Annotated in this window: 20 protein-coding genes; 11 read left to right on the top strand and 9 right to left on the bottom strand. The window is 72.1% G+C overall.

What is annotated here, in order from left to right; all coding sequences use genetic code 11:
* Positions 1 to 20 precede the first annotated feature (20 nt).
* Positions 21 to 698, top strand: a complete 678-nt coding sequence (locus OG226_RS28110) for a class I SAM-dependent methyltransferase (protein WP_329350403.1) — start codon at positions 21 to 23, stop codon at positions 696 to 698.
* Positions 699 to 739: 41 nt separating this feature from the next.
* Here the strand turns inward: OG226_RS28110 and OG226_RS28115 are convergent, their stop codons facing one another.
* From OG226_RS28115 to OG226_RS28125, 3 genes are all read right to left on the bottom strand, one after another.
* Complete coding sequence (locus OG226_RS28115; protein ID WP_329350405.1) at positions 740 to 2,194, bottom strand: PTS transporter subunit EIIC; 1,455 nt, start codon at positions 2,192 to 2,194, stop codon at positions 740 to 742.
* A 16-nt stretch (positions 2,195 to 2,210) separates the two neighbouring features.
* A complete protein-coding gene (gene murQ, locus OG226_RS28120; RefSeq protein WP_329350407.1) occupies positions 2,211 to 3,146 on the bottom strand; it encodes an N-acetylmuramic acid 6-phosphate etherase in 936 nt (311 codons plus the stop codon).
* Positions 3,147 to 3,386: 240 nt separating this feature from the next.
* Positions 3,387 to 4,298 carry a MurR/RpiR family transcriptional regulator gene (locus tag OG226_RS28125; RefSeq protein ID WP_329350408.1) on the bottom strand — a complete coding sequence of 304 codons (912 nt, stop codon included), beginning with the start codon at positions 4,296 to 4,298 and terminating at the stop codon, positions 3,387 to 3,389.
* 55 nt (positions 4,299 to 4,353) lie between these two features.
* On the opposite strand from OG226_RS28125, the gene OG226_RS28130 reads away from it, so the two are divergent.
* Together OG226_RS28130 and OG226_RS28135 are read left to right on the top strand one after the other, a co-directional pair.
* A complete protein-coding gene (locus OG226_RS28130; protein WP_329350409.1) occupies positions 4,354 to 4,761 on the top strand; it encodes a hypothetical protein in 408 nt (135 codons plus the stop codon).
* Positions 4,758 to 5,024 carry a DUF4031 domain-containing protein gene (locus OG226_RS28135; protein ID WP_327403183.1) on the top strand — a complete coding sequence of 89 codons (267 nt, stop codon included), beginning with the start codon at positions 4,758 to 4,760 and terminating at the stop codon, positions 5,022 to 5,024. The genes OG226_RS28130 and OG226_RS28135 overlap by 4 nt, the downstream gene beginning before the upstream one ends.
* 57 nt (positions 5,025 to 5,081) lie before the next feature.
* Here OG226_RS28135 and OG226_RS28140 read toward each other — a convergent pair whose 3' ends face one another.
* Together OG226_RS28140 and OG226_RS28145 are read right to left on the bottom strand one after the other, a co-directional pair.
* Entirely contained in the window at positions 5,082 to 6,131 is a 1,050-nt protein-coding gene (locus tag OG226_RS28140) for a GNAT family N-acetyltransferase (RefSeq protein ID WP_328686448.1), read from the bottom strand.
* A gap of 86 nt (positions 6,132 to 6,217) precedes the next feature.
* Positions 6,218 to 6,886 (bottom strand): HD domain-containing protein, encoded by a 669-nt coding sequence (locus tag OG226_RS28145; protein WP_329350410.1) that lies wholly within the window; start codon positions 6,884 to 6,886, stop codon positions 6,218 to 6,220.
* Between the two features lie 44 nt (positions 6,887 to 6,930).
* Between OG226_RS28145 and OG226_RS28150 the strand changes: the two genes are divergently transcribed.
* Positions 6,931 to 7,614 carry a maleylpyruvate isomerase family mycothiol-dependent enzyme gene (locus tag OG226_RS28150; protein WP_328682273.1) on the top strand — a complete coding sequence of 228 codons (684 nt, stop codon included), beginning with the start codon at positions 6,931 to 6,933 and terminating at the stop codon, positions 7,612 to 7,614.
* A gap of 540 nt (positions 7,615 to 8,154) precedes the next feature.
* Positions 8,155 to 8,847 carry a copper homeostasis protein CutC gene (locus tag OG226_RS28155; protein WP_329350411.1) on the top strand — a complete coding sequence of 231 codons (693 nt, stop codon included), beginning with the start codon at positions 8,155 to 8,157 and terminating at the stop codon, positions 8,845 to 8,847.
* A 150-nt stretch (positions 8,848 to 8,997) separates the two neighbouring features.
* Here OG226_RS28155 and OG226_RS28160 read toward each other — a convergent pair whose 3' ends face one another.
* Positions 8,998 to 11,082 carry a HelD family protein gene (locus OG226_RS28160; protein ID WP_443067009.1) on the bottom strand — a complete coding sequence of 695 codons (2,085 nt, stop codon included), beginning with the start codon at positions 11,080 to 11,082 and terminating at the stop codon, positions 8,998 to 9,000.
* Between the two features lie 267 nt (positions 11,083 to 11,349).
* Here OG226_RS28160 and OG226_RS28165 point away from each other — a divergent pair, with 267 nt between their 5' ends.
* Positions 11,350 to 11,532: a hypothetical protein gene (locus OG226_RS28165; protein WP_033281206.1), complete on the top strand. Its 183-nt coding sequence runs from the start codon at positions 11,350 to 11,352 to the stop codon at positions 11,530 to 11,532.
* Positions 11,533 to 11,591: 59 nt separating this feature from the next.
* Here OG226_RS28165 and OG226_RS28170 read toward each other — a convergent pair whose 3' ends face one another.
* Positions 11,592 to 13,235 carry a DNA repair helicase XPB gene (locus tag OG226_RS28170; protein WP_327403188.1) on the bottom strand — a complete coding sequence of 548 codons (1,644 nt, stop codon included), beginning with the start codon at positions 13,233 to 13,235 and terminating at the stop codon, positions 11,592 to 11,594.
* Between the two features lie 158 nt (positions 13,236 to 13,393).
* On the opposite strand from OG226_RS28170, the gene OG226_RS28175 reads away from it, so the two are divergent.
* Positions 13,394 to 13,876 carry an NUDIX hydrolase gene (locus OG226_RS28175; protein WP_329350413.1) on the top strand — a complete coding sequence of 161 codons (483 nt, stop codon included), beginning with the start codon at positions 13,394 to 13,396 and terminating at the stop codon, positions 13,874 to 13,876.
* A 70-nt stretch (positions 13,877 to 13,946) separates the two neighbouring features.
* On the opposite strand, the gene OG226_RS28180 is transcribed toward OG226_RS28175, so the two are convergent.
* Positions 13,947 to 16,739, bottom strand: coding sequence for a helicase-associated domain-containing protein (locus tag OG226_RS28180; protein ID WP_329350414.1), 2,793 nt, complete (start codon positions 16,737 to 16,739; stop codon positions 13,947 to 13,949).
* Between the two features lie 99 nt (positions 16,740 to 16,838).
* On the opposite strand from OG226_RS28180, the gene OG226_RS28185 reads away from it, so the two are divergent.
* The 3 genes from OG226_RS28185 to OG226_RS28195 all read left to right on the top strand — a co-directional run bounded on the left by OG226_RS28185 (position 16,839) and on the right by OG226_RS28195 (position 19,091).
* Positions 16,839 to 16,982, top strand: a complete 144-nt coding sequence (locus OG226_RS28185; RefSeq protein WP_329350415.1) for a hypothetical protein — start codon at positions 16,839 to 16,841, stop codon at positions 16,980 to 16,982.
* 408 nt (positions 16,983 to 17,390) lie between these two features.
* A complete protein-coding gene (locus OG226_RS28190) occupies positions 17,391 to 18,386 on the top strand; it encodes a hypothetical protein (protein ID WP_329350416.1) in 996 nt (331 codons plus the stop codon).
* Positions 18,387 to 18,449: 63 nt separating this feature from the next.
* A complete protein-coding gene (locus OG226_RS28195) occupies positions 18,450 to 19,091 on the top strand; it encodes an HAD family hydrolase (protein ID WP_328682279.1) in 642 nt (213 codons plus the stop codon).
* Here the strand turns inward: OG226_RS28195 and OG226_RS28200 are convergent.
* The gene (locus OG226_RS28200) at positions 19,070 to 19,318 is read right to left on the bottom strand and encodes a hypothetical protein (protein ID WP_327403192.1); all 249 of its coding nucleotides are present in this window, start codon (positions 19,316 to 19,318) and stop codon (positions 19,070 to 19,072) included. The two genes, OG226_RS28195 and OG226_RS28200, sit on opposite strands and share 22 nt — an antisense overlap.
* 151 nt (positions 19,319 to 19,469) lie before the next feature.
* Here OG226_RS28200 and OG226_RS28205 point away from each other — a divergent pair, with 151 nt between their 5' ends.
* Positions 19,470 to 19,853, top strand: a complete 384-nt coding sequence (locus OG226_RS28205; RefSeq protein WP_019057239.1) for a cold-shock protein — start codon at positions 19,470 to 19,472, stop codon at positions 19,851 to 19,853.
* Positions 19,854 to 19,863 lie beyond the last annotated feature (10 nt).

A 19,863-nucleotide genomic window follows, 5' to 3' on the forward strand; every position in this document is an offset into this window, starting at 1 on the left:
CGCCGTGATCGACTGCCCCCATGCCCCTGATCCCGCCCCGCCTCCTCCGCGCCCTCGAATCCTTCAACTCCGCCCACCCCTGGAGCCACAACGCCCACTACCACCCTTGGCTGCTACGGCAGTTGCCCCGCGGGTTCGGGCGGGCCCTGGACGTGGGTTGTGGGAGCGGCGACCTCGTGCGGCTGCTGGCCGCGAGGAGTGCGGGTGGTGTGGAGGGGATCGACTCCGATCCCCAAATCATCGCCAAGGCACGGGAGTTGACCCCGCCCGGCGTCTCCGATGCCCCCGCGGCCTTCGCCGTCGTCGACGCCCGGGACGGAATCCCCGCTGGCCCCTACGACGTCATCACCTGCGTCGCCACCCTCCACCACCTCCCGTTCACCGGGACGCTGACCCGCTTCCGCGACCAACTCGCCCCGGGCGGAACCCTCGTGGTGGTCGGCTGCGCCCGTGAGGAGGATGCCGTCGACGCTCTCCTCGGAGCCGTCTCCGTCGCCCTGAACCTCGTCGTGGGCTGGGTGAAGAACCGGGGTCGTAGGGCAGGGTCCCGTCCGGTGGCCATGACCGCCGTCACCCGGCCGCCGGAGATGACCTTCGCCGAGGTCCGCCGCGAGGCGATCCGTGTCCTGCCGCGGGTCCGGCCGCGGCGGTGGTTGTTCTGGCGGTACACGCTGGTGTGGCGGGCGCCCCTGGCGTGATGAGCCCCCTGCGACACCCCTGTCATGATCGCGCGACTTCGTCACGTGGATCGCGCGGGTGAGTGGTCACCGGAGGGGTCTGAAGAAGTAGCCGATCCCGATCCCGATCCTGATTTCGATCCCGATCCCGATCCCGGAACTCCGTTGAGGCCGAAGGCGTACGTCGCCAGGAAGCCGACCAGGTATCCGGTCAGCAGGCCTCCCGCGTAGATCGCCGCCGTCAGGGGCAGCGGCCTGTTCCCCGCCAGCAGCGGGAACAGTGCCCAGCCCGACGGCCCGATCGCCGTCGCCCCGACCCTGTCGCCCAGCATCGCGAAGAACCCGACGAACGCCCCGCCCGCCGCCCCGCCCGCACAGGCGGTCAGGAACGGGCGGCCGAGGGGCAGCGAGACGCCGTAGATGAGAGGTTCGCCGACGCCCAACAGCCCTGCGGGAAGCGCCGACTTGATGGTCGTGCGGAGTGAAGTGTCGTGGTGCATACGGAAGTACACCGCCACCGCCGCACCGACCTGGCCCGCGCCCGCCATGGCCAGGATGGGCAACAGGGCGGTGTAGCCCTGCTGTTCGATGAGGGTGGTGTGGATGGGGATGAGGGCCTGGTGGAGGCCGAGCATCACCAGGGGGAGGAAGAGGCCGCCCAGGATCAGGCCGGCGAAGGGGCCGGTGGTGGACAGGAGCCAGTTCGCGGCCGTGCCGATGGCGGTGGAGATCTCGCCGGCCGCGTACATGAGGCCGTAGAGGGTCGCGAGGCCCGCGGTCAGGACCGTCAGGGTGGGGGTGACGAGGACGTCGAGGGTCGCGGGGACCCAGGTGCGGCACCACCTCTCGACGTACGTGCCGAGGACCGCGGCGGCCAGTGCGCCCAGTACCCCGCCCTGGCCGGGGGAGAGGGCGACCCCGAACGCGGTCACCTTCGCGACCCCGGGGTACACCACGACCGCGGCCACCGCCCCGCCCAGCACCGGTGTCCCGCCGAACTCCTTCGCCGTGTTGTAACCGACGAAGACCGCGATGAGGGTGAGGAACGCGGAGGGGATGACGGCGAGGGCGCCCGTCACTCCCGGGAGCCAACCCATGTTGATCAGCAGCCCGTTGAGGCCGGCGAGGACTCCGCAGCCGATCAGGGCGGGGATGAGCGGGACGAAGATGTTGGCGATCCGGCGGAGGAGCAGTTTGCCGGGGGTGGCGTTGCGCGCCCGCTGCGCTTCCTTCAACTCGGCGCCGCGCGCGGCCAGTTCACCGGCGGCACCGCGCAGCAGCTTCTCGAACTCCGGGGTCACCCGTGCCACCACCCCCGGCCCCAGCACGATCTGGTACGTGTCGTCGGCCACGACCCCGAGTACGCCGGGCAGTGCCCGCAGCGCCTCCTCGTCCACCAGCGACCGGTCGGCGAGGCCGAGCCGGAGGCGGGTCATGCAGTGGGCGACGGAGGTGACGTTCGCGGGGCCGCCGACGAGGGGGAGGAGGGCGGCGGCGGTGTCGTACGGAGTATCCACCCCCTGAGCGTGCTGGTCAGTCGGCCGTCGCGGTCAGTGCCGCGCGCAGCCGGCCGCCGGACTCCTCCAGAAGGCGGGCGGCCGTCGGGCCGTCGACCCCCGCGAGGACGACCAGGATCGCGTTCTTCACCTCGCCGTCGGTGGCCGCGAGGGCGCGCTCGATCTCCGCGTCGTCCGCACCGGTCGCGAGCGCGACGATACGGCGGGAGCGGGCGCGCAGCTTCTCGTTCGACGCGCGTACGTCGACCATGAGGTTCCCGTAGGTCTTGCCCAGCCGGATCATCGTGATCGTCGAGAGCATGTTGAGCACGAGCTTCTGGGCTGTGCCCGCCTTCAACCTCGTTGATCCGGTGAGGAGTTCGGGGCCCACGACGACCTCGATGCCGTGTTCGGCGGCTGCGGCGAGGGCGCTGTGCGCATTGCAGGAGAGCCCGATGGTCAATGCCCCGAGCCGGCGCGCGTGCGCTACGGCGGCGATCGCGTACGGGGTGCGTCCCGAGGCGGAGATGCCGACCACCGTGTCGTCGCGGGTCAGCGTGAGTGCGTCGAGGTCTGCCTCCGCCGACTCCCTTGAGTCCTCGGCGCCTTCGATCGACGTGACCAGGGCGTCCGGGCCACCGGCGATCAGTCCGACGACCTGGGTTGGGTCGGTGTTGAAGGTCGGGGGGCACTCGGACGCGTCGAGTACGCCGAGGCGTCCTGCGGTACCGGCGCCCATGTAGATCAGCCGGCCGCCGCGTCCCATCCGGTCGGCTACGGCGTCGATCGCGGTGGAGATCTCGGGGAGGCGGAGGGCTACCGCGGCGGCGACCGTGGCGTCCTCGGTGTTCATGAGGCGGGCGATGTCGGGGGTGGGGAGTTGGTCGATCCCGGCGAGTTCGGGGCGGAAGGCTTCGGTGGTGAGTGACTCCAACTCGGCGCGGACGTCACGGGGGTTGGACGTTGAGGTCATGGAGAAGCGGCTCTTTCCGTTCGTTCTTGTCTGCCGGCCGGCGGGGGCTGGTCGCGCAGTTCCCCGCGCCCCTGAGGGGTGGGGTGTCGGCGGTGTTTTCGAGTGTGCGGGGGAGTGGGGGGCTGGTCGCGCCCACGTGGCGGAGCCGCAAATAGACACAGGCTGGGCGCGCCCAGGCTTTCAGGGGCGCGGGGAACTGCGCGCTCAGCCCCCACCGGGCCCGCAGCCAACCACGAACCGTCAGCGCCTGTGCCGATGCGCCAACGCCTCGTAGGACGCCGACAACGCGGGCGCGGCCTGTTCGTACGTCCGCTGCGCCACCCCGATGAACAAACAGTCCACCACCAGCAACTGACTCGTCCGGGACGACATCGCGGCCGGCCGCAGCTCACTCTCCCGGGCTGTGGACGTCGTGAGGATGTGATCGGCGTACTGCGTCACCGCCCCGTCCGGCCGCCCGGTGATCGCGACGGTCGTAGCCCCGTGCTCGAAGGCGACGCGCAACGGTTCGATGACGTCACCGGTGGACCCGGAGTGGGTGATCGCGATGGCCACATCGCCCGCCTTCAGCTGCACGGCGTTCGTGACGGCGAGGTGCGGGTCGCTGTGGGCGTGGGCTATGAGGCTTATGCGCAGCAGCTTCTGGGCGAGGTCCTGGGCGACGAGCCCGGACGCCCCGACGCCGTAGATGTCGGTACGACGGGCCGCGGCGAGCGCGGTGACGGCCGCGCCGAGCTGGACGGTGTCGAGTGCGGCGGCCGTGTCGGCGAGGGTCTGCTGCTCGTCGTAGGCGAGTTTCGCGACGACGTCGGCGATCGGGTCGTCGACGGCTATGTCGGTGGTGAGGGCGGGCGCCCGCCCGGACTGCTGCTGCGCGGCGAGCCCGGCGAGGGCGAGGCGCAGGTCGCGGTAGCCGGGGTAGCCGAGGATGCGGGCGGTGCGGACGACCGTGGCCTCGCTGGTGCCGGTGCGTTCGGCGAGGCCGGTGACCGTGAGGGCCGCGCAGCCGGCCGGGTCGGCGGCGACGGTCTCGGCGACGCGCTGCATGGAGCGGGTCATGGAGGGGGCGAGGGTGCGCACCTTGGCGGCCAGTGCGGCGGGTGGCGTACTCCCGGAGGCGCTTCCGAAACTTTCCTTCACTTCCTGGGTCACCTCTGAAAGATATTTTCGCGGCGGTGGTCCGGTCAAGAGTGCGCACAATGGGTGCATGGCATCATCCGACAGCACCCCTGACGACGACCCCCGTGACGAGCCCGTCCGCATAAGCCCCCTGGAGCGGGCGCTGCACGCCGCCCGCGCCCTCGTGCTGGCCGATCTGGCCGCGCGCGAGGTGGTTGCGGCGGACGTGGTGTCCATGGTGGAGGAGTCCATCGTGGAGCGGCGGTGGTGGGTGGAGCAGTGGCCTGAGGGTGTCGAGTACGTCGCCGGGCTGGTCGCTCAGGACGTGCAGGACGCGCTGCTGGAGGCGTACGGACGCTGGCCGCTCTGCCCGGTCTGCGAGGCCGGCGACCCGCACGCCCTGGAGGTCGAGCCGGAACTCGGACCCGACCCGCACTGGGTCTGCCACCAGGCGGGCGTGAAGGTCGCCGCCGTGGGAACCCTGGGATCTCGGTGACCGTCTACATCGACCCGCCGACCTGGCCGGGGCACGGACGCCTCTGGTCCCACCTCGTCAGTGACGTCTCCTACGACGAACTCCACCTGTTCGCCGAGGAGTTGGGCGTACCGCGCCGGGCCTTCGAGCGCGATCACTACGACCTTCCCTCGCATCGTTACGCGGACGCGGTGGCCGCCGGGGCGGTGGAGGTCCGGAGCCGGGAGGTCGTGCGGTTGCTGACGGCGGCCGGGCTGCGGAGGCCCAAGGGGCGGGCCCAGTAGGCGAGTTGCTCAGCGCCGGAGCTCGCGGGTCACCGGCCGCCGGTCGAACGGGCTTGTTCAGCGCCCGAGTTCGTAGGCGAACTCGCCCTCCACATCGTCCTCGCTCACCTTCTTGAAGCCCGCCCGGGTGACCACGGCCTGCGACGCGAGGTTGTCGCGTTCGATCGTCGCGAAGACGGTGCGTACGTCGTCGCGGGCCAGCGCCCACTCCGAGAGCGCGCGGAGCGCCTCCGTCGCGTAGCCCTGGCCGCGGGCGCCCTCCGCGAGGTCGTAGCCGATCTCCGCGCGGCCCTCCTCGTCGGGCGCGCCGTGGAAGCCCAGGCCGCCGACCGCGCGGCCGTCCTCGCGGCGGACGAGGGCGAACACGCCGAACTCCGGGCGGTGGACGCCCGACGCGTAAGCCTTCAGCAGGAAGGTCGCGGCCTCGCGGGTGCCCTCGTACGGGCCGCCCTCGATCCACTCGAACCCGCCGTCGCCGCCCGCGACCAGGTCACCGGCGGCCGCGGGGGTGATGCCCTGGAGGGTGAGGCGGTCGGTGGTGTGGACGAGGTTGTTGTTCCACTTCCAGCCGGTGACGGGGGCACGGCCGGGGAGTTCGCCGCGGCCGGTCGCCCACAGCAGGGTGCGCCAGTGGTCGGCGTCGGGGCGGATGTGCGGGAAGATCCGGCCGAGGACGAACTCGCTCATTTCCGGGGCGGGTTGATAGGTCAGGCCCAGGCCCTCGGCGATGTCGTGCGTGTGCAGCAGCAACTCGGCGGTGCCCATCGCGGCGAAGCCCTCGCGGTTCGCGCTGCGGAACGGGTACGGGTGGAAGGCGCGCACCTCGCGCGGGGTGGTGCGGAGGGTGGCGGCGAGCAGGGCGCCGGTCGTCCGGATCACGTCCAGGACACCGGAGTTGTCGGTGCCGTCGTCGAAGGTGATCTCGAAGGGGACGTACGCCTGCTGCGCGCGACCGGCCAACTGCCCCGCGTACGCGATGAGATCACCGGCGATGTGCTCGGCTGTGTCCCGGCAACTCCACTCCAGCCGACCCGCCTTCGTCCCGTCCCAGTCGCGGTCCGTCGCCGTCCCCAGCAGCGCGAGGCAGCTCGCGACGGCCTCTTCCACCTGGTGTGCGGCTGAATGCCCGGCCATGTCTCCGCCCGTGTTCCCCATGCGGGGAGCATACGGGCGGTGGCCGGCGCCCGCCGTGATTAAGCTGCCAGCAGCTCCAGCTCCGCCGCCAGGTTGTACCGTGCCGTGGCCTCCCATTCCGCGGCCCCGAACGGCGTCCTGAACAGCCGTGGCAGGTCGAGGAGTTGCCGCAGGATCGCCGAACGGCCGTCCCGGAAGGCGTCGTTGGGGACGAAGTGGTACTCCTCGCGGACGGCGGCGGTGTAGGCGGCGTACGCGGACGGCGGCGCGGCCAGGATCGCGAGGTCCGCGTCGCACAGCACCTGGCCGTCGCGGTCGTCGTCGGCGGGATCGTGCGTGACGGTGAGCCGGACCAGGCGGGCGACCTCGGCGGTCCTCGCCTCCGGCACACCCGCCTCGGCCAGCGCCCGCTCCGCGAGCCGCGCGGACCGCTCCTCGTTCTCGGACCGGTCCGGGAGATACACCGCGTCGTGGAACCAGGCCGCGAGCCGTACGACGTCCGGGTCGGCGGCGTGCTTCTCCAGCACGTCGACGTGGTCGAGGACCGAGGTGAGGTGGGTGAGCGTGTGGTAGCGGCGCTGCGGCTCCTGCCAGCGGGCGAGGAGATTCTCGGCGTACGGCGAGGGGTCGGGACCGCCGTCGGGTGTGCGGGCGGGTGCGTGGGCGGGCGTGCGGGCGCCTTCGAGGGCGCGGGTCCAGCGGGCGCGGAGGGCGTCGAGATCGGCCATGTTCCTTATTTTCCTCCCGCGGTCGCGCCCCTAGCGTGGAACGCATGACTTACGCCGACACAGCACACGACGTACGCGACCCCGAACTGCCCGGCCGCCTCCTCGCCACCGAGCGCGACGCGCTGATCCCGCTGCTCCGCTCCCGCCCCGACGAGGACTTCGCGCTGGCGACCCGCGCGTGTCCGGGCTGGACCGTACGGGATGTGCTCGCGCACTGCTCGGCCGCGCTGACGCGGGTGGTGGAGCGCCGGTTCGAGGCGGGCGTGTTCTCGCCGGAGGCCAACGACCGGGACATCGCGGAACGTGCCGACTGGACGAACGCGCAGGTCGTCGACGAGTTGGAGCGGGGCATGACCGGGGCGGGCGCGTCGATCGCCCGCGCGGGCGGCGCGCTGGATGCGGTCGCACTCGGCGAGTGGGTGCACGCGGGCGACGTACGGGACGTCCTCGGCGTCCCCGGGGCCTACGGCGGCGAGGGGCTGTCCTCGGCTCTGACCCTTCTCACGCTCGTGACCCGTCAGAAAAACCACCGGCCGCTGCACGCGGACCTCGACGACCTGGACGACCCCCTGCGCCTGGGCGACCTTTCGGGCGACCTGACCCCGGCGCGCTACATCGGCGACGCGCCGACGCTCGTACGGCTGTATTCGGGGCGGTCGGTGCCGACCGGCACGGGGTACGAGCTGGCCGGTGCGGAACCGGCGGAGCTGAACATCTTCGGCGGCTGACGGCCGGCCCGTGGCCGACCCCGGTGGGGTGGGTGACGTCCGTCGGTGACGACGCTCGTGGGGTGGCCGGCATTCGGCCGCCGGCCTACCCCTGTGCGGTGGGCGGTGTCTGGGTGGCAGTCGACGTCCGTGCGGCCGCTGGCCCACGCCTGCGCGGTGGCCGGCATCCGGCCGTCGGTCGACATCTGTGCGGTGGGCGGTGTCTGGGTGGCAGTCGACGTTCGTGCGGCCGCTGGCCCACGCCTGCGCGGTGGCCGGCATCCGGCCGTCGGTCGACATCTGTGCGGTGGGCGGTGTCTGGGTGGCAGTCGACGTCCGTGCGGCCGCCGGCCGACACCTGTGCGGTGGCCGGCATCCGACTGGCGGCCGACGCCCGACCGGTGGCTGACGCCTGGCCGGGGGTCGGCACCCGTCGGGTAGACGGCACCTGGTCGGCGGCGCGCGGTGACGGGGGCGATCTCGCGGCCCCTCGGCCTCCCGCGTACCCTGAGATTGGACTAGACCTGTAGCCGCTCCAGGGAACACGACGGAAGGGGTCCTATGAGCACGCGTGCAGTCCTGGAGGTGATCGCTCTCGGCGCCGAGGACGCGGTCGCCGCCCAGGCCGGAGGCGCGGACCGTCTCGAACTGGTCACCGACATGGCGGCCGACGGGCTCACCCCGCCGGTGGAGACCTTCGCCACGATCCGGGCCGCCGTCGACATCGACCTGCGCGTGATGCTGCGCCTCGCGGACGGGTTCGCCGCGGGTGACGTGGACCGGCTCGTCCGGGTCGCCGGGGAGCTGCGGACCGCCGGCGCCGACCAGTTCGTGCTCGGGTTCCTCGACCAGGACGGCCGCGTCGACCTGGACGCGGTGGAGCGGGTCGTCGCCGAACTGGACGGCTGCGCCTGGACGTTCCACCGCGCGATCGACCGCGCCGCCGACCGCGACGCCCTGCGCAAACAACTCGCCGACCTGCCGGGCCTGGACGCCTACCTCACCGCCGGTTCCGCGGACGGCGTCGACGACGGCCTCCCCACCCTGCTCCGCGAGGCGGCCCTGCGCGGCGAACCCGGCTACGAGCAGCGCATCCTGGTCGGCGGCGGCCTCCGCCTCGACCACGTACCGACCCTGCTCGCCGCCGGAGTCGACGCCTTCCACATCGGCGGAGCCGCCCGCCCGGAGGGCTGGGACCGGCCGGTGTCGGCGGCAGCGGTGGGCGAGTGGCGGGCGGTGCTCGACCGAGCGTGAATCGCCCGTTCCACCGACCGCCCTTGCCGCCAACCGCCCTTTTCGCTCAGGTGGGTTGGGGCGGCAGCGGTGGGCGAGTGGCGGGTCGTGCTCGACAGTGCCCGACGTGTCCTCTCGCTGACCGCTTCTGCCGCCAACCTCCCCTTCCCCTCAGGCGAGTTGGGGCGGCAGCGGCGCCGCGTGCGTGACGATCAGGCCCGACACCGCTCGGGTCAGGGACACGTACAGGCGCCGCAGGCCGGTGCGTTCGTCCGGTTCGCCGTCGACCACGGCCTGCGGCTCGTCGAGGACCACGTAGTCGTACTCCAGACCCTTCGCGAGCGACGCCGGAACGAGGGTCAGCCGGGTGTCTACGGTCGTCTCCTCACCCGGGTCGATGTAGCCGATGCCCGCCGCCGTGAGCGCCTCCGCCAGTTCGGGGATGCGGGCGTCGGCCGCGATCAGGCCCGTCGAACCCTCGTTGCGCAGCAACTCCTCGCAGGCCGCGACCACTTCCGCCGTGGCGGTGGTCTCGCGGAGGTCGAAGAAGCCCGGGTTCTCACGGACCGACGCGACCGGGGTCAGACCCGGCGCGATGTGGGGGAGGAGCCGGGAGGCGTAGGTGATGACGTCGGTCGGCACGCGGAAACCGGCCGTCAACTCCTCGATCACGCCGTCCGACTTGCCGAGGTGTGCCAGCGCCTCGTCCCAACTCCGCGTCGCCCAGGGCGTGGTGCCCTGCGCCAGGTCGCCGAGGACGGTCGCGGAACCGGTGGTGCAGCGGCGGCCGACCGCCCGGTACTGCATCGGGGAGAGGTCCTGCGCCTCGTCGAGCACGACATGCCCGAGCGAGTGCGTCCGCTGGACCAGGTCGGTCGCCTCGTCGATCAACACGGCGTCCGCGGCGGACCACTTGGCGGCCTTCACGCTCCGCACGGCCCGTTTCCCAGATCCGGGCAGCGCCCAGAGGATCGTCTTCTGCTCGTCCTCGTCGAGGATCCCGTCCGCGTGCGCGGCGAGGAAGTCCGCGTCGGTGAGCAGCCGCAGCACGAGCTTCGCGGGTTCGACCGGCGGCCACATCGTCTTGACGGCCGCCTTCACCGCGGTGTTGCGGGCCACCGCGTCCTGTACCCGGTCGTCCGGTGCCTCCCCGGACCGCTCCATCTGCACCAGCACAACATGCGCGATGCGCTGCGGAAGAGCCTCGCGTGCGGCGCCGTAGCGGATGTCGCGGTCGAGCAACTCCCGGACGATCGCTTCGAGTTCGTACGCCGGTACCCGCCAGCGGCGCGAGCCGCGCACCACCATCACCGGCTCGGTGGGGATGGTGACGTGCGAGTAGATGGCCCGCCGGAGGACCTCGGCCATGCGAGCGTCGCCCTTGATGACGGCGGCCGGTGCCTCGTCGGTGCCGCGCACCTCGACGTGCGCGACCAGGTCGCCGACCGTGCCCTGGCGGACCGTCAACTCGCCCAGCGCGGGCAGGACTTGCTCGATGTAGTGGAGGAAGGACTTGTTCGGCCCGATGACGAGGGTGCCGGTCCGGGCGAGCCGCTCGCGGTGGGCGTAGAGGAGGTACGCGACCCGGTGCAGACCGACGGCCGTCTTTCCGGTCCCCGGCCCGCCCTGCACACAGACGGTGCCGCCGAGTCCGGACCGTACGATCTCGTCCTGCTCGGGCTGGATGGTCGCGACGATGTCGCGCATCGGGCCGACGCGCGGGCGCTCGATCTCCTGCTGGAGCAGTTTGCTGGTGGCGGCCGCCTCGGCCGGGTCCATGAGGTGCTCGTCCTCGTACGCCGTGAGGTCGCCGCCCGTGTAACCGAAGCGGCGGCGCAGCGAGATGTCCAGCGGGTCCTTCTTGGACGCCCGGTAGAACGGCTGCGAGACCGGCGCACGCCAGTCGATGACCATGGGGTCGCCGTCGGCGTCGTGCACATGCCGGCGCCCGATGTAGAACTGCTCGCCCTCCGCGCCCTCGGCCTGGTCGGCGCCGGGTGAGTGCAGGTAGTTCAGGCGGCCGAAGAACAGCGGGGTGTCGCTCAGGTCGGCCAGCGCCTTGATGCGGTCGTCGATCTGGCGGGAGAGGACCTCGGCGTTGACCCAGTTCGCGGTGACGTCCTTGATGTCGAGCGACTCGACGTCCTCGCGCATGGCGCGCAGCGCGGAACGGGAGGAGGCCAGGTGGGAGCGTTCGCGAGAGAGCGGATCGTCGGTGGGCGTGGACAAGGGGGTGCCTCCGGAGGGCCTGCTGATGCGGCTGCTGGGTGGGATACCGACCGGTTTCCGTCCGGGCGGTGGCACTCCCTGCGGGGAGGCGGGCAAGAGCGGAGATTCTAGGTCAGGGCAACTGGCGGAGGCGAATGGTTTTACGGCCGCGTTGACGCCCGCGTGTGCGTCCCCTAGGGGACGACCCCTCCACCCAGGAGGGGAACGGGTCCGCCCGGAGGCGTACACGGGCGGCCCGGAGGTTGGCTCTCTGGACCGATGCCGACCTTATGTCCCAAGACGCACCATGGAGACATGAGCGCAGCAACCATCACCCCGGTCCCCGTCCGCCCGACCGGCGCCACACCGGCCACCGGCGGCAGCCACCCCCATCGCCTCGGCAATGCCCTCCGCGCGATAAAAGTGTTCGCGGGCGCCGCGTTCAGCGTGGTCGTCCTTGGCGAGTACGGCGAGGAAGCGGGCGTTCGCCGTAAGTGACCACCGGCTCCGCCCGCTCCATCACCTTCACCCGCTTAACCCGCGCCTCACCGTGACGCTCAGTTCTCCGCGAGGATCTCGTCCGCGTCCATGATCCGGTAGGCGTACCCCTGTTCCGCCAGGAAGCGCTGGCGGTGGGCGGCGAAGTCCTGGTCGATCGTGTCGCGCGCGACGACCGAGTAGAAGTGGGCCTGGTGTCCGTCGGCCTTCGGCCGCAGCACCCGCCCGAGGCGCTGTGCCTCCTCCTGACGCGAGCCGAACGTCCCCGACACCTGGATGGCGACGGTCGCCTCCGGCAGGTCGATGGAGAAGTTCGCGACCTTGGAGACCACGAGCACGCTGATCTCCCCCTCGCGGAAGGCGCCGAAGAGCTTCTCCCGCTGCGCGTTGGAGGTCTCGCCCTTGATCACGGGCGCGTTCAAGTGCTCGCCCAGCTCGTCGAGTTGGTCGATGTACTGCCCGATGACGAGGATCTGCTGACCGGCGAACCGGCGCACGATCGCCTCCGTGACCTTCCGCTTCGTCGCGGTGGTCGCACAGAAGCGGTACTTCTCCTCGGCCTCGGCGGTGGCGTACGCGAGCCGCTCGGACTCCGTGAGATTGACGCGCACCTCGACACAGTCGGCGGGCGCGATGTACCCCTGCGCCTCGATCTCCTTCCAGGGCGCGTCGAACCGCTTCGGCCCGATGAGCGAGAACACGTCCGACTCCCGGCCGTCCTCACGCACGAGCGTCGCGGTCAGCCCGAGCCGCCGCCGCGCCTGAAGGTCGGCGGTGAACTTGAAGACGGGCGCGGGCAGCAGGTGCACCTCGTCGTAGAGGATGAGCCCCCAGTCGCGGGAGTCGAAGAGCTCCAGGTGCGGGTAGACACCCTTCCGCCGCGTCGTCAGCACCTGGTACGTGGCGATGGTGACGGGCCGGATCTCCTTCCGCGTCCCGCTGTACTCCCCGATCTCCTCCTCGGTCAGCGAGGTCCGCTTGATCAGCTCGTGCTTCCACTGCCGGGCGGAGACGGTGTTGGTGACGAGGATGAGCGTGGTCGACTTGGCCTGCGCCATCGCCCCGGCCCCGACCAGGGTCTTCCCCGCCCCACAGGGCAGGACGACGACACCGCTGCCACCGTGCCAGAAGTTCTCCACGGCCTGCTTCTGGTACGGCCGCAGCGCCCACCCGTCCTCGTCCAGCTCGATCGCGTGCGCCTCGCCGTCGACGTACCCGGCGAGGTCCTCGGCCGGCCAGCCCAGCTTCAGCAGCACCTGCTTGATCTGCCCGCGCTCGGAGGGGTGCACGGCGACCGTGTCGGGGTCGAGCCGGTTGCCGACGAGTGGGGCGACCCGCTTCGACCGCAGGATCTCCTCCAGCACGGGCCGGTCGGTGGTGGTGAGCACGAGCCCGTGAGCGGGGTGCTTGCTCAGGGTCAGACGGCCGTAGCGGTCCATGGTCTCGGCGATGTCCACGAGCAGCGCGTGCGGCACCGGATACCGGCTGTACTCCACCAGCGCGTCCACGACCTGCTCGGCGTCGTGCCCGGCGGCCCGCGCGTTCCACAGCCCCAGCGGTGTCACCCGGTACGTGTGGATGTGCTCGGGCGCCCGCTCCAGCTCGGCGAACGGCGCGATGGCGCGCCTGCACTCGTCGGCGCGCTCGTGATCGACCTCAAGGAGAAGGGTCTTGTCGGACTGGACGATGAGGGGGCCATTCACGCGCGACTGCCTTTCTGCGGGGCTCGCCGGGCCTGGAGGACTCGGGGCGGCCAAACGTCCAGTGTGCACTATCGGCCGATGATCACGGCGGCGCTCTGAGAGGGTGAGGCGATGGGAGAGCTGGGGTGGAGGCGTTGGGAGAACTGAGGGCGGAGGCCATGGGAGAACTGGTGGACCGGGTCGACGAGCAGGACCGGGTGCTCGGGGTCGTGGACCGGGGCGAGGCCATCAAGCACCACTGGCTGCACCGCGTCGCGACGATCGTGTGCCGGGACGAGGAGGGCCGGGTCCTGGTGCACCGGCGGGCGGCGGACATGTCCCGGTTCCCGGGGCAGTACAACTTCATGATCGGCGGCGGCGCGGAGGCCGGGGAGTCCTACGAGGAGGCGGCGGCCCGTGAACTCACCGAGGAACTCGGGGTGCGGGCGCCGGTCCAATTCGCCTTCAAGTACCTGTGCCGGGGCGAGATCAGCCCGTACTGGCTCGGCGTCCACGACGCGGTCATCAGCACGGACATCACCCCCGACCCGGACGAGATCTCCTGGCACGCGTGGGTCACGGAGGACGAGCTGCGGGAGATGGCCCGGCGTCCGACGTTCGTGGCGGACTCCGTCGAGGCGCTGGACCGCTATCTGACCTGAGCCGGTCCGAGCCACCCTTTCGGCGGAAATGTGACACATGGGGGCGTGAGTGTCACATTTCTCGGGCCGCCTACCCCTCCGCCAGCTCCGCGACCCCTGTCACGCGGTGCAGCGGATACGTCCGTACCTCGTCCGCCGTGTGGTCGTACGCCGTGACGAAGCCGCCCTCCACGCGGATGGGGGCGATGACGCGCTGGCTGGCGGCGCCCTCGGCGTTGACGTAGCCGATCCAGAGGGTGTCGCCGGTGAGGACGGCGGCCTGCATGGTGGCGAGGGTCTCGGCGGAACTGGTGCGGGGGAGTTCGCCGTTCGGGGACGGGGTCGATTTGAGGGGCGTAGTGGAGGCGCGGTCGCCCGCCCTGATCGCGTGGATCGCCGCAGACAGGAGGGTCGTGTCCGGGGTCGGCGGGCCGTCCGGTACCGGTTCGGGGGCCGTGCGGGGCGGGGTGCGGTGGGCGTGGGCCCGGGTGATGACGACATCGCCCTCGGCGGACTCGGCGGCCGGCGCGAAGCCCATCGCGCGCAGCCCGTCGAGGAGCGCCGCCGGGTCGGCCTGGGCCGCCAGCACGGTCGGGGCGAGGCGGCGCAGGCGCAGGCCCGCCGACCGTTTGTCCGCCAGGATCTCGCTGAGCACCGAGTCGTCGTCGCAGCGCACGTACGCCGAGGCCGCGCCGATCCGCAGATGCCCGTGCCTGCGGGCCACGTCGTCGATCAGATAGGCGAGGGGCTGCGGGACCGGCGTACGGGAGTGCGCGGTGAGGAAGTCGTGCAGGTCGGAGGCGGACCGCCCCGCGTCCAGCGCGCGGCGCACCGACCCCGGTGTGAACCGGTAGACCGTCGCCCCGCCCTTCGACTCCACGTCCGCGAGCACGTCCAGCATGTCCGCCAACGGCCGCTCCAGCGGGCCGGGGGCCACTGCCGTCAGGTCGGCCTGGAGGAGGACGTGGTCCAACGGCTCGGGGAGAAGCGGCGCGAGGAGACGAGCGGCTGCGGCACTCGCGGCGGCCTGTTCGGCGGGGGAGAGGGGTTCGGGGGGAGCGGGCGGACGGTGCTGGTGGTGATGGACGGGAAGCTTGTCGCCGGGGCCGGAGGAATCGGAGGAGCCAGAGGGGACTGAGGGGACAGGGGAGCCAGAGGGGCCAGAGGGGCCAGAGGGGCCAGAGGAGGCTGAGGAAGCTGAGGAGCCAGAAGAGGCTGAGGGGACAGACGGGGTAGAGGGGTTGGCGACGCCGGAGGAGCCGGCTGCCGCGAGCGCGCCGCCCCCGTCCTCGCCCTCCACACCTCTGCCTCTGCGTTTGCCACTGCCACTGCCACTGCCACCCGCCACCGCACCCCGCGGCCCCAACAACGCCCGCCCCTGCGCCGACAGGGCCCCCCGCCCCGTCACCCCCAACATCTCCGCCTCGCTCAACGTCCACCGGGCAAGCCGACTACGCAGATCGTCGTCCCCCTGAGCACCCGCACCCTCTGTACTCCCTGCACTCCCCGTACTCCGCTGCGCACCCCCCGCCCCCCGGACCGGCCGCTCCCACCGCAACCGCGCCAACACCGACTCGGCGGACGGCGAGGCCCCCTCCGGAAGCCCCGCAAGCAAACCCAGCACCCGGTGCCGTACCTCCGGAGCCGCCGACCGATCCAGCCCCGGCCCCAGCGCGGACAACGTCCGCTCCTTCGCGTCCCGCCCACCCACCAGCCCCGACGTCCGCGTCGCCGTCAGCCACGCCTCAGCGAGCCGGACCCAGCGCTGCGCGGCGGGCAGCTCCAGCCACTCGTCGAGGGCCGGGGTAGCCGCGTACCGCTCATCGGCGTCGCCGTCGGAGGCCAACAGCCCCGCCGCATAAGCGAGTTCGACCCAGAACGCGGCGACCGGCTCCGCCACGTCCAGCGCGACCGCCGTCCGCTTCAGATCGCGGACGCTGAGCCCGCCCGCCCGCATGACGGTCGGCCCGCCCTCGTCCCAGTCCTTCAACAGCTCCTCGACGGTCGCGAGCGCGGTGTACGCCTGCCCGGCCGCCGTCGTGTCCACAACCTGTGGACGATGCGTCGCCTTCGCCTCGACCGCCGGTGCCACCGGCTCCGTCTCGCGGTGCGCGCGCCCGGCCCGCAGATGCAGGGCAACTTCACGCGGGAGTACGACAGTTCCGGGCGCGGTGGGCAGCAGCAGCCCCCGGTCGATGAGCCAGCGCAGCCGGGCCGCGGGTTCGGCGGTCACCTGCCCGTACGGCGGCCCCCAGACCAGCCGGTTCAGCACCTCCAACGATTCCTCGGGAGCGCGCCCGAGCAGCGCCTTCATCCGCCGCCGGCCAGTGAACAGCTTGGTGAGCGAGGCCACCGCGGAAACGGAGTCATGGGTGGAGGACAGCCCGGCGGCCGTCACGATCTCCTGGATACGCCCCGGCGACATCCCCGCCGTGGCCTCCGCGACCGTGGGCCCGAGGCCGGTCGGCGACGGATGCTGCGGCGACGGCGCCAGCAGCTCACGTGCCGTCCGCACCAGCCGCAGCCGGTCGTCCGCGCCCCACACCAGCGCCTGTTCGCGCAGGGTCGCGAGGGCGCGCGGCAGCGCGTGCACGACGGCGGCATCGCGCGCGTCACCCGCCATCAGCCCGACCAACTCGTCGTACGACGACGGATCCGCCGCCACGGCCAGCGCCTCCGCCGTCTGCAGCGCGAAACGGTCCAGCCGCTCCAGCGCCCGCACGACCGACCCGCGCGTACCGGCCCGGGTCGCGAGCTGGGTGAGGTCGGTGGGCACAGGCGTGATGAGGTCGGGGCGGCTGCGCAGCAGCGCGGCCAGGGACGCGTCGTCCCTGGTTCGGAGTGCCTCCGCGAGCGAACGGGGCGGCGTGGCCGGGGTGCTCATCCGACCCACGGTAGCGGGTGCGACGGCCGGACCGGTGCCGCCCACCCGACAGTGCCCACCCGGGAAGGCCCCGCACCCTCGGCCGAAGACACCCCATGCGTGGACGGCAATCACTTCGCGGCCGGGGCCGACGCCAACCCCCGGCGGTCGGCGATCGCCGCCTCACCGCCCGCCGGGAACGCCCCGCTCGCCTACGGCGGCCCTCGTCCCCCTCGCTGGTCGGGGGCCCGTGCGCGGGCCTGATGTTGCCCGTCCGGCAGTGTGCGGCTGGCGACGCTCCGCACCCCCCGGCCGAGGACACCTCCTTCCTGGGCAGGGATCACTTCGAGGCCGGGGCCGACGCCAACCCGCGGCGGCCGGCGATCGCCGCCTCGCCGCCCGCCGAGAACGCCCCGCTCTTCCACGGCGGCCACCCTCTCCCCGGGCCGGGTGCCCCGTGCGCGCACCGCGATCACTCCCGCCCGGTCCGCGAACACCCGCCCCCGTACAGCGCCCACCCCACCCGGACCCACCTCGGCACCCCGGGCGAGGGCACCCGTGCACGTCCCGTGTGGGCGTGGCGCCCCCCGATGTCCGGGCCGACACGACGCCCGACCTGCGCTACGGTCGTTCCGGCGGGGTATCCAACGCACCCGCCCCGGAGGGGACTTCGTGGGTATCGAGAGCGATCAGGTCGTCTACGAGTATCTGAGCCGCGTCGGTGACGTGGCTCAGCAACGGCAGCTGCCCTCGGTCACGCGCATGCGGCTCGTGTCCGAGTTGCGCAACGAGATCGACCGGCGGCGTGCCGGGTCCACCGTCGACACACCGGCCGCCGTCCAGCGCATTTTGAAGGGCCTCGGCAGCCCGGACGAGATCGTCGCCGCGGCCGGCACCGGCGCCGGTGTTCCGCAGATGCCGACCGCCTCCGTCCCCGTACAACGGGACCACGAGGACGATCTACGGCCGAAGGGCCTGCGCCGGGTCGTACCGCTCCCGCGCACCCGCCTCACCAAAGCCGCACCCACTCCTGAGGCCCAGCCCGACAACTCCGCCTCCGCACCGCACCTCGCGAGCGCGTCCGAGCTCGGCGCGAGCGTCCTGCACCCCGACTGGTGGCGGCCGGAGAACGGCAACGGGTTCGCGCTCGGCGACAGCGTGCCCGGGTTCACCGGCGGGGTCGAGATCCCCGAACTGCTCAAGCCCCCGCCGCCGAAGGAGCCCCCGAAGGAGACGCCGAAGGCACCGGAGCCGGTGGTCGCACCGGTGATCGAGCAGGCGGCGCAAACCCCGGGCCGCCGACGCCGCATGGTCCCGCGCCTCCCCGCCGGACGCTGGTCCAACCCCCTCCTCCTGATCGCCGCCGCGCTGCTCGTCGTAGGCGCCGTCCTCGGCAACTGGTTCGCCCTGCTGCTCGGTTGGGTCATCGCGTACGCGTCCCGCCGGCTGACCGACGCGGAGACGAAGGCGGCGGTGATCGGCCTGCCGACGGCGGCCGTCGCGGCCGGGATCGTCTGGCTGTGGGGCAGGAACGACGGCCGCTGGGGCACCCCCATCGCGCACGGTCACATGAGCGACGCGATCGCCGAGACCTGGCCGTGGGTGGTGCGGGGCGCGGCGGTGGCGTCGGCGCTGTACCTGGTGTGGCGGTCGCAGAGACAGCGGTAGCGCGGTCGGCGGGCCCGGGTGCGGTCGGCGGGCCCGGTGGGATTGTCGTAGGGACTGGGCACAATGGCCCGTATGAGCCCGCACCCTGAGCCCGCCCTGACCGTCGGCTTCGATCTCGACATGACCCTCATCGACTCCCGGCCCGGGATCCACGCCGCCATGCTGGCGCTGGCGGAGCGGACGGGGACGTACATCGACGCCGATCTGGCCATCACCCGGCTCGGGCCGCCGCTCGGGGACGAGTTGATCAACTGGTTCCCGGCGGACGAGGTGCCCGCCGTGGCGGACCTGTACCGCGAGATGTACCCGTCGTTCGCCGTCGCCGCGACCCCCGCGATGCCCGGCGCCCCCGAGGCGATCGCGGCTGTGCGGGCGGCCGGCGGTCGGGCGGTCGTCGTCACCGCGAAGTACGAGCCCAACGCGAAGCTGCATCTCGCGCATCTCGGCATCGACGCCGACGCCGTGATCGGCAACCTGTGGGCCGAGCAGAAGGCGGAGGCACTGCGCGAGGAGGGCGCGAGCGTCTACGTCGGCGACCACGTCGGGGACGTACGCGGCGCCCGTACCGCCGAGGCCGTGTCGGTCGCGGTGGCGACCGGCCCGTGCGACGCCGACGAACTCCGCGCCGCCGGCGCGGACGTGGTCCTCGGCGACCTCACCGAGTTCCCGCGATGGCTTTCGGACTACCTTTCGGCGCGCGCCTGACGCCGCCCCGCGGCGACCGACTGGAGCACGCCTCCGGCGGCCAGCAGGAATCCGACGCCCATGAGCATGCTCAAGAGGTACATGTACGTCGGAAAAGGCGTCGTGTGGAGCAACAGCGGTACCACGGTGACGAGTGTGGCCACCGCACCGATGAAAAAGACGATGGCACCGGCACGGATCAGTCGGTCACCGGCGGCGGCGGAATTCGTTTGGGTTTTGTCGCGCACTGGACCAGGGTAGTTCCCTGCGCAAAGGAACAACCCGGCGACGTCTTGTCACCGGCCTGAAGACCATTAGCCTTGGTACCGGCGGGTCCCGACGACCCGCCGGTCTGCTATCCGAAGCAGTTTTCCGACGAGTACGAGGACGAGGACAGACGTGCCTACCGGCAAGGTCAAGTGGTTCAACAGCGAGAAGGGCTTCGGCTTTCTCTCCCGTGACGACGGCGGTGACGTCTTCGTCCATTCCTCGGTTCTGCCCGCCGGAGTTGATGCCCTGAAGCCCGGACAGCGCGTGGAGTTCGGGGTCGTCGCCGGTCAGCGCGGCGACCAGGCCCTCTCGGTGACCCTGCTCGACCCGACCCCGTCGGTCGCGGCGGCCCAACGCAAGAAGCCGGACGAACTGGCCTCCATCGTCCAGGACTTGACGACCCTCCTCGAAAACATCACGCCCATGCTGGAACGCGGCCGCTACCCCGACAAGCCCGCGGGCGCGAAGATCGCGGGCCTGCTGCGCGCGGTCGCCGACCAGTTGGACGTGTAGAAGGACGCGG

The sequence above is a fragment of the Streptomyces sp. NBC_01261 genome, assembly GCF_036226385.1.
Taxonomy (GTDB): domain Bacteria; phylum Actinomycetota; class Actinomycetes; order Streptomycetales; family Streptomycetaceae; genus Streptomyces.